The sequence below is a fragment of the Kocuria sp. KH4 genome (assembly GCF_053711175.1).
The window spans coordinates 70,554-77,899 of record NZ_JBSJYX010000019.1 but is presented as its reverse complement, the minus strand read 5'-3'; the positions used below and the strand labels follow the sequence as shown (position 1 = coordinate 77,899).

The 7,346-nt window shown below is 75.1% G+C and carries 8 protein-coding genes; 4 read left to right on the top strand and 4 right to left on the bottom strand.

What is annotated here, in order from left to right:
* Window positions 1-401: 401 nt before the first annotated feature.
* From ACWCOM_RS13715 to ACWCOM_RS13705, 3 genes are all read right to left on the bottom strand, one after another.
* The gene (locus tag ACWCOM_RS13715) at window positions 402-725 is read right to left on the bottom strand and encodes a hypothetical protein (protein WP_454549294.1); all 324 of its coding nucleotides are present in this window, start codon (window positions 723-725) and stop codon (window positions 402-404) included.
* 115 nt (window positions 726-840) lie between these two features.
* Entirely contained in the window at window positions 841-1,332 is a 492-nt protein-coding gene (locus ACWCOM_RS13710) for a DUF3499 family protein (RefSeq protein WP_454549293.1), read from the bottom strand.
* A 14-nt stretch (window positions 1,333-1,346) separates the two neighbouring features.
* Window positions 1,347-1,877: a WhiB family transcriptional regulator gene (locus ACWCOM_RS13705; RefSeq protein ID WP_454549292.1), complete on the bottom strand. Its 531-nt coding sequence runs from the start codon at window positions 1,875-1,877 to the stop codon at window positions 1,347-1,349.
* Window positions 1,878-2,190: 313 nt separating this feature from the next.
* On the opposite strand from ACWCOM_RS13705, the gene ACWCOM_RS13700 reads away from it, so the two are divergent.
* Window positions 2,191-2,979, top strand: coding sequence for a TIGR03089 family protein (locus ACWCOM_RS13700; protein WP_454549291.1), 789 nt, complete (start codon window positions 2,191-2,193; stop codon window positions 2,977-2,979).
* Window positions 2,980-2,989: 10 nt separating this feature from the next.
* Here ACWCOM_RS13700 and ACWCOM_RS13695 read toward each other — a convergent pair whose 3' ends face one another.
* Window positions 2,990-3,634, bottom strand: coding sequence for a GtrA family protein (locus tag ACWCOM_RS13695; protein ID WP_454549290.1), 645 nt, complete (start codon window positions 3,632-3,634; stop codon window positions 2,990-2,992).
* A 270-nt stretch (window positions 3,635-3,904) separates the two neighbouring features.
* Here ACWCOM_RS13695 and ACWCOM_RS13690 point away from each other — a divergent pair, with 270 nt between their 5' ends.
* From ACWCOM_RS13690 to ACWCOM_RS13680, 3 genes are all read left to right on the top strand, one after another.
* On the top strand, window positions 3,905-5,020 hold the full coding sequence (locus tag ACWCOM_RS13690; protein ID WP_454549300.1) for a 5-(carboxyamino)imidazole ribonucleotide synthase: 1,116 nt from the start codon (window positions 3,905-3,907) through the stop codon (window positions 5,018-5,020).
* Between the two features lie 136 nt (window positions 5,021-5,156).
* Entirely contained in the window at window positions 5,157-5,642 is a 486-nt protein-coding gene (gene purE / locus ACWCOM_RS13685) for a 5-(carboxyamino)imidazole ribonucleotide mutase (protein ID WP_454549299.1), read from the top strand.
* A gap of 63 nt (window positions 5,643-5,705) precedes the next feature.
* On the top strand, window positions 5,706-7,316 hold the full coding sequence (locus tag ACWCOM_RS13680; RefSeq protein WP_454549289.1) for an LCP family protein: 1,611 nt from the start codon (window positions 5,706-5,708) through the stop codon (window positions 7,314-7,316).
* The last annotated feature ends 30 nt before the right edge of the window (window positions 7,317-7,346 follow it).

Below are 7,346 nucleotides of genomic sequence, written 5' to 3'. Positions count from 1 at the left end.
CTGCCTGGTGGTCGGCTCCGACACCCGCCTGGGCCGGGGCAACTCCGGCAACATCGACACGCTGCGGGAGCTTGGGGAGCGGCACGGCTTCGAGGTCAGGGTGGTCGACGACCTGATCGACCCGCTGGACGGGGGGGTCTCCCGGCGCGCCCGGGCGGGGGTGGGGCGGTGCGCGTCGGCGGGGATCGGCGGGGGCGGGCGGGGCGGGGGCGGGGCGCGCGGGGGGGGGGGGTGGGCAGGGGCATCGGGGGGGCACCTCGCGAGGAAGGGGGGAAGCGCTCGGGGGGACGGGCCCACGATAGGCACACCGGTCCGCGCACGACCTACTCGACGACTCCGCCGGTACGAATGTTAACGACTTCGTGACCCGGTCGGCGCTGCGGGAGGGCGGGCGCGGGCGCTCAGCGGTCGGGGCGCAGGCAGGCGATGCCGTTGCGGATCGGATAGACCGGGTGCACGCCGTCGCGGAACGGGCGGTCGCTCATCAGGCGGTCCGCGTCCACGGGGATCAGCGTCCCGCCCGTCAGGGGGCAGCGCAGGATCCCGGCCAGTCCCGGGTCCAGGGCGGTCGCGGCCGGGGGCACCGGCTCCGGGGCGACCGCGGGGGCCGCCCAGGGAGCGGCGCGGTGACCGGCGCCGCTCTCCGGGCTGCGCACGGGGGCGTTCGCGTGCGGGACCGCGGCCGGGACGGCGTGCGTCGGCTGCGTCGTTGCAGGGACAGTCATGGGGACTCCTGGTGCTCCGGGGGGGAAGAGCCTCCGTGCCGGGCAGGCACGGTCTGCGGCTCATCCTAGGGCCGGGGCACCGCCGTGCGGGGGATGCCGCGGGGCGCCGCGCCGCTCAGACCTCGGGCACCGCCGCGCCGCCGTGCCCGGTGGGTCGGCGCAGGTGCGGCCGCCGCAGGCCCTCGGGCACGGGGACGTCGGCCCGGGCCGTCTCGGGGAGCGGACGGGCCGGGGGCGTGCCCCGGGGCGCGGGCGTGTCCCGGGGCGTGGCGGAGCGGGGCAGGGACACGTCGCGCAGCACGGCCCGGGGACGCTCCCGGACGGCCGCGGGCGGCTCGGGCTCGCGGACCGCCTCGGCCACGGCGCCGATGTCCTCGCGGCGCGCCCGGTCCTCCGGCAGCTCCAAGCGCACCACCCGCCAGCCGCGCGGCACCGTGAGCCGGTCGGAGTGCACGGCGCACAGATCGTAGGCGTGGGGCTCGGCGTGGCCGGCCAGCGGTCCCACGACGGCGGTCGAGTCCGAGTACACGTAGGTGAGGGTCGTGACCGCGTCCCGCGTGCAGGTCTGGCGGGAGCAACGTCGGGTGGCACTGCCGGAAGAGCTCATCGGACGAAACTACCTCAGCGCGTGAGCCGGCGCAGGCGGCGGCGCTCCCGCTCGGACAGCCCGCCCCAGATGCCGAACTTCTCGTCCTTGCTCATGGCGTAGTCCAGGCACGCGCTCTGCACCGGGCACGCCTCGCAGACGCGCTTGGCGTCGCGGGTCGATCCGCCCTTCTCCGGGAAGAACGCCTCCGGGTCCGTCTGGGCGCACAGCGCGTCGGTCTGCCAGGCGAGCTCGCCCTCGTCCTCCTCCACCGCGTACAGCCCGGCGACCGAGCCCCAGTCCAGACCGCCCTCGACGACCGGGGTGCCGAGCAGGTCGACGACCGGGCCGGCCGCCGCCTCCGTGAGGTTCGGCACGGTGTCGTGCGCGGCGAGGTAGGCGGTGGCCTGCTCCTCCAGGCTCCCGCCGGCGCTGCGGACGTGGCGCTCGGCGGCCTGCGGATCGGCGGGATCCACGAACCAGTCCTCGGGCACCGAGCGCACGCTGCGCCGGGAGCCGCTGAGGGGGGTGGAATCGACGAGCTGCTGGCGTGCGGCCTCTCCCATGACTTTCCTTCCATCGGACGCGTGGGCCCCGGACTGGCATACTGCGGGGGGTACCAGTTCGTTGCATCCCGGGAAACGTATCTTTGCTGATCGTCTGCCGGACTTCCTCATTACACGTGTGTAACTACTACTGCGTCAACCCTCTCGCCGGAGGGACCCTTGGAACGATATCGGCCCGGATTTCCTTTGGGAGTAGACGTTTTTCCAGGTCATGGCCGCTTTGGGGCGGGGTGTCCGGGAAAACGACGAATGCGCGCCGACGCATATGCTCCGAGGCGGCCTCCGGCGCCCCCACACAGCCCAGGAGGACCCCGTGGACACCCCGATTCCTGCTTCTGTCCCCCGCTTGGTGGACAGGCTGCGCCGGAGCAGCCGCCCCGCCCTCGTCTGGTACGGCCAGGACGGCGAGCGCGTGGAGCTCTCCGGGCGGGTGCTGGACAACTGGACGGCCAAGACCGCGAACCTGTGGGTGGACGAGCTGGACCTGCAGGCGGGCGACGTCGTGGCCCTGGGCGACGAGGTGCACTGGCGCAGCCTCGCCGTGGCCCTGGGCACGTGGACCATGGGCGCCGCGCTGCGGCCGGTCGACCCGTCCGGAGGCGCCCCGCAGCCCGGTGACCGGGCCGTGGCGGGTCTCGTGGACGCCCGGGGCGAGCTGCCGGCGCTGCTCGGGCGGGTGCCCGCCGGGGCGCGGGCGGTGGTGCTGGACCGCCCGGCGCTCTCCCTCGGATACCGCGGGGAGCTGCCCGGCGGGGACGCCCTGGACTACTGCGCCGAGGTGCGCTCCCACGCGGACGTGTACGAGGGCTTCGAGGAGCCGGACCCGGACGGGCCCGCGCTGTGGGCGGCGGGGGCGGACGGGCCCGTGCGCCACGGGGCGCTGCTGCCGGACGCGGCCGCGCGGGTGGCCGGGCGGGAGCCGGCGTGGGCCGGGGCCGCGGCGGTGCACGTGCCGGGACGGCGGCTGGACGCCGAGCACCTGCTGCGCGTCCTGGGGGTGCTGGCCGGCGGGCGGGCGGTGGTCGTCACGGACCGGCCGGCGGACGGGACGGACCCCTCCTGGACGTCCGTGCTCGCAGCCGAGAACGCCGTGGCGTTCTGACCCGCTCCGCTCAGCGGCCCTCGGCCCGGCCCGCCCCCTCGTGCGCGTCCGCGCCGGGGTGCACCGCACCCTTCCGGGGCGTGTCCTCGGCGGTTCCCCGTGGTGCCTGCTCGGCGGCTCCGCGCCGCGCGTGCCCGGCGCTGCCCGCGGGGGCGGCGCCGGTGATCAGGGCGATCTCGAGGGCCGCGGTGTCGGCGAAGTTCGGGTCCTCGTCGAGCTCCTCGGCGAAGACCCAGAAGCGGTAGGCGAAGTACCGGAAGATCGTCCCGAGGATGGTGCCGATGATCGTGCCGGACACGAAGGACGCGTAGGCGCTGGTGAGGCCCAGGACGTAGTAGCTGAAGCCGAGGCAGCCCAGCTCGATGGCCATGCCGATGCCGTTGGCCACGAGGAACTGCACCAGCTCGCGGCGCTTGTCCGCCTGGCGCTTGTGCCGGAACGTCCAGAGGCGGTTCGCGATCCAGGCGAAGAGGATCGCGACGGCCGTGGCGATGAACTTGGCCTTCAGGTGACCGTCCGGGAACCAGGTGTGCATCAGCACCCAGGTGAGCGACGCGTTGATCACGAAGGCGAGCGCCCCGACGACTCCGAACTTCATGAGTTCCTTGACGAACAGGTGCCACAGGGCATCGAAACGGTCGACGAGACGGTTCACGCGGCTTCAGGTCTCCCAGGTGGTGGATCGGTGGGCGCCGGCCGGCGCAGCGGTCGACGGGCGCGGAGGAGTCCCCGCGGCGGACCTCGGCACATCCTACCCCGCCCCTCCTGCACGGCCCCTGGGCGACGGCCCCTGTTACGGGCGGCGGGTGAGCGGTGCCGGGCGGCCCGGCGGGGCGGTCCCTCCGGACCGGGATACGCTGGTCGGGTGAGAGCTTCCGGAACCGCACCTGTCGTCGGCGTCGTCGGAGGCGGGCAGCTCGCCCGCATGATGGCGCCCTCCGCCACCGCCCTGGGCATCGAGCTGCGCGTGCTCGCCGAGGGCCCCGACGTCTCGGCGGTCGCCGCCGTGCCCACCGCGCCGGTGGGCGACTACACCGACCTCGAGACCCTGCGCCGCTTCGCCGCGGACGTGGACGTGCTGACCTTCGACCACGAGCACGTGCCCACGGAGCACCTGCACGCCCTGCTCGCCGAGGGCGTCGCCGTCCGCCCCGGGCCGGACGCCCTGGTGCACGCCCAGGACAAGCTGCGGATGCGCGGGGCCGTGCAGCGCCTCGGCCTGCCCAACCCCCGCTGGGCGGCGGTCGCCGACGCCGACGAGCTCGTGGCCTTCGGCGAGCGGACCGGCTGGCCCGTGGTGCTCAAGACCCCGCGCGGCGGCTACGACGGCAAGGGCGTCATGGTGCTGGACACCGCCGCCGAGGCCCGCGGCGAGGAGCCGGCGCAGTGGTTCGCGCGCACGGACGGCCCGCTGCTGGCCGAGGAGAAGGTGCCGTTCGCCCGCGAGCTCTCGGCCCTCGTGGCCCGCACGCCCTCCGGCGAGGTGGGGGCGTGGCCGGTCGTGGAGTCCATCCAGGTGGCCGGGGTCTGCGACGAGGTGCTCGCCCCCGCCCCGGAGCTGCAGCCCGCGGTGGCGTCCGCCGCCGCCCACACCGCCCGGACCCTGGCCACCGAGCTCGGCGTCACGGGCGTGCTGGCGGTGGAACTGTTCGAGACCCCCGGCCGCGGCCCCGGGTTCCTCGTCAACGAGCTCGCCATGCGCCCGCACAACTCCGGGCACTGGACCATGGACGGGTCCGTGACCAGCCAGTTCGAGCAGCACCTGCGCGCCGTGCTGGATCTCCCGCTCGGGGAGACCGGGCTGGTCGGCGGGTCCGCGGTGATGAAGAACTACCTGGGCGGGGCCAACCAGGACCTCTTCGGCGCCTACCGGGACGCCATGGGCGCCGAGCCCCGCGCCAAGATCCACAACTACGGCAAGGCCGTGCGGCCCGGGCGCAAGATCGGCCACGTGAACATCACGGGCGCCGCCGACGAGATCCCGGAGCTGCGCCGCCGGGCGTCCCGCGCCGCGGCCGTCCTGCGCGACGGCCGGGCCTGACCCGCGTGCCTCCCACAGCCCGTCCCGCAGGGGCGGCTACCGTAGCCCCAGACCGGAGCGCGGTTTCGCCGCGCACCACCCCAGCAGTCCAGGAGTGCCAGTGAACGAGAAGCAGCAGCCCGTCGTGGGCGTCGTGATGGGGTCGGACTCCGACTGGCCCGTGATGGAGGCCGCGGCCGCCGCCCTGGACGAGTTCGGCATCGCCTACGAGGTCGACGTCGTCTCCGCCCACCGGATGCCCGCCGAGATGATCGACTACGGCCGGCGCGCCCACGAGCGCGGCCTGCGCGTGCTCGTCGCCGGGGCCGGGGGCGCCGCGCACCTGCCCGGGATGCTCGCCTCCGTGACGCCGCTGCCCGTGATCGGGGTGCCCGTCCCCCTGAAGACGCTGGACGGCATGGACTCGCTGCTGTCGATCGTGCAGATGCCCGCCGGCGTGCCCGTGGCCACCGTGTCCATCGGCGGGGCCCGCAACGCCGGGCTGCTCGCGGCACGCATCCTCGCCGCGGGCGCGGACGACCGGGCGGCGCAGCTGCGCGAGCAGCTGGTGCACTTCGCCTCCGAGCTGCGGCAGACGGCCCAGGACACGGGCGCCGCCCTGCGCTCCCGCCTCGGCGCCTGAGCCCACCGCCCCGCCCTCCCCCACTCGCCCTCCCCTGCCCGCCCTTCCCCGCCGGAGCTGCCCGTGAACGGCCACACCCCCCGTGCCGAGCCGGATCCCCGTCCGCCGCACCACCGACCCGCCCCGGGCCCCGGCGCCACCCCCGAGGACGCCGTCACCGCTGTGCGGCGGGCCGACGACGACGCCGCGACCCCGCCGCGGCTCACGGACCCGCTGCGCCACCCCCAGCACGCCGGGGAGGGCACCCGCGCCCGGCGCGCCTGGACGCTGCTGCTGTCCACGCTCGTGGTCCCCGGCAGCGCCCAGCTCGTCGCGGGCCGGCGGGCGACCGGGCGCGCCGCCCTGAAGGTCGACGTGGTCGTCTGGGCCGGACTGGCCCTGGCCCTCGTGAGCCTGCTGCTGTGGCGGACCCCCCTGATCTGGTTCCTGACCAACTCGCTCACGTCCCTGCTGCTGATCGTCGTGCTGCTGGGCCTGGCCCTGGGGTGGGCGCTGCTCTACTTCGACACGCTGCGCCTGATCCGGCCCGGTCTGCTCGCGCAGCGCACCCGCCGGGGGGTGGCCGCGGCCACCGTGGCGCTGATGCTCGTCACCTCCGGCGGGCTGGCCTACTCCGCCTATCTGCTGTCCGTGACGCGCGGGGCGGTCTCGGACGTCTTCGGGGGCGGACTGCCCTTCCGGCCCGCGGACGGGCGCTACAACATCCTGCTCATGGGCACCGACTCCGGGGAGGACCGCTCGGGCCGCCGTCCCGACTCGATGACGGTGCTCAGCGTGGACGCCGACTCCGGGCGGACCGTGACCGTCTCCCTGCCCCGCAACCTGCAGAACGTCCCCTTCCCCGAGGACTCCCCGCTGGCCGGGGTCTACCCCGAGGGCTTCGACTGCGGCGACGAGTGCATCCTCAACGCCCTGTACACCGACGTCACGAACAACCACGCTCAGCTGTACCCGGACTCCGCGGACCCCGGCGCCGAGGCCATGAAGGACGCCGCCTCGGGAGCGCTCGGCATCGAGGTCCAGGCCTACGCGATCGTCGAGATGAACGGCTTCGAGCAGCTCGTGGACGCCCTCGGCGGGATCACCGTCGACGTCGGCGGGCGCGTGCCGATCGGCGGCGGCACCGACATGCTCACGGGTCTGCCGAACGAGATCTTCGGCTACATCGAGCCGGGCGTCCAGCACCTGGACGGCTACCACGCCCTCTGGTACGCCCGGTCCCGCGAGGGCGCCACCGACTACGACCGGCAGGCCCGCCAGCGCTGCGTGCAGGCCGCGATGCTCAAGCAGCTGAACCCCGTCAACGTGCTCGCCCGGTTCCAGGACCTCGCGGAGTCCGGCACGCAGGTCGTCGAGACCGACATCCCGCAGAGCCAGATCGGCTCCTTCGTGGACGTGGCCCTCAAGGCCAAGGAGCACGAGCTCGTGCAGTTCGCCGCGGGCCCGCCCTACTACGACCCGTCCTTCCCCACCTACCCGGACTACGACCGCCTGCACGAGGACCTGGGCCGGGTGCTGGAGGAGGCCACCGACCGCGGGGCCCGGGACGCCGAGGCCCTGCCGCGCGGGGGCGCCGTGGGCCCGGGCCTCGCCATGGCCGTGCCGGTCCCGGCCCTGCTGCCCCGGGTCCCCGCCGAGGAGCTCACCCCCAACGGCACCTGCTCCGTGCCCTGACCCGCGCCCTGACCTGCGCCGCCGCCCCGC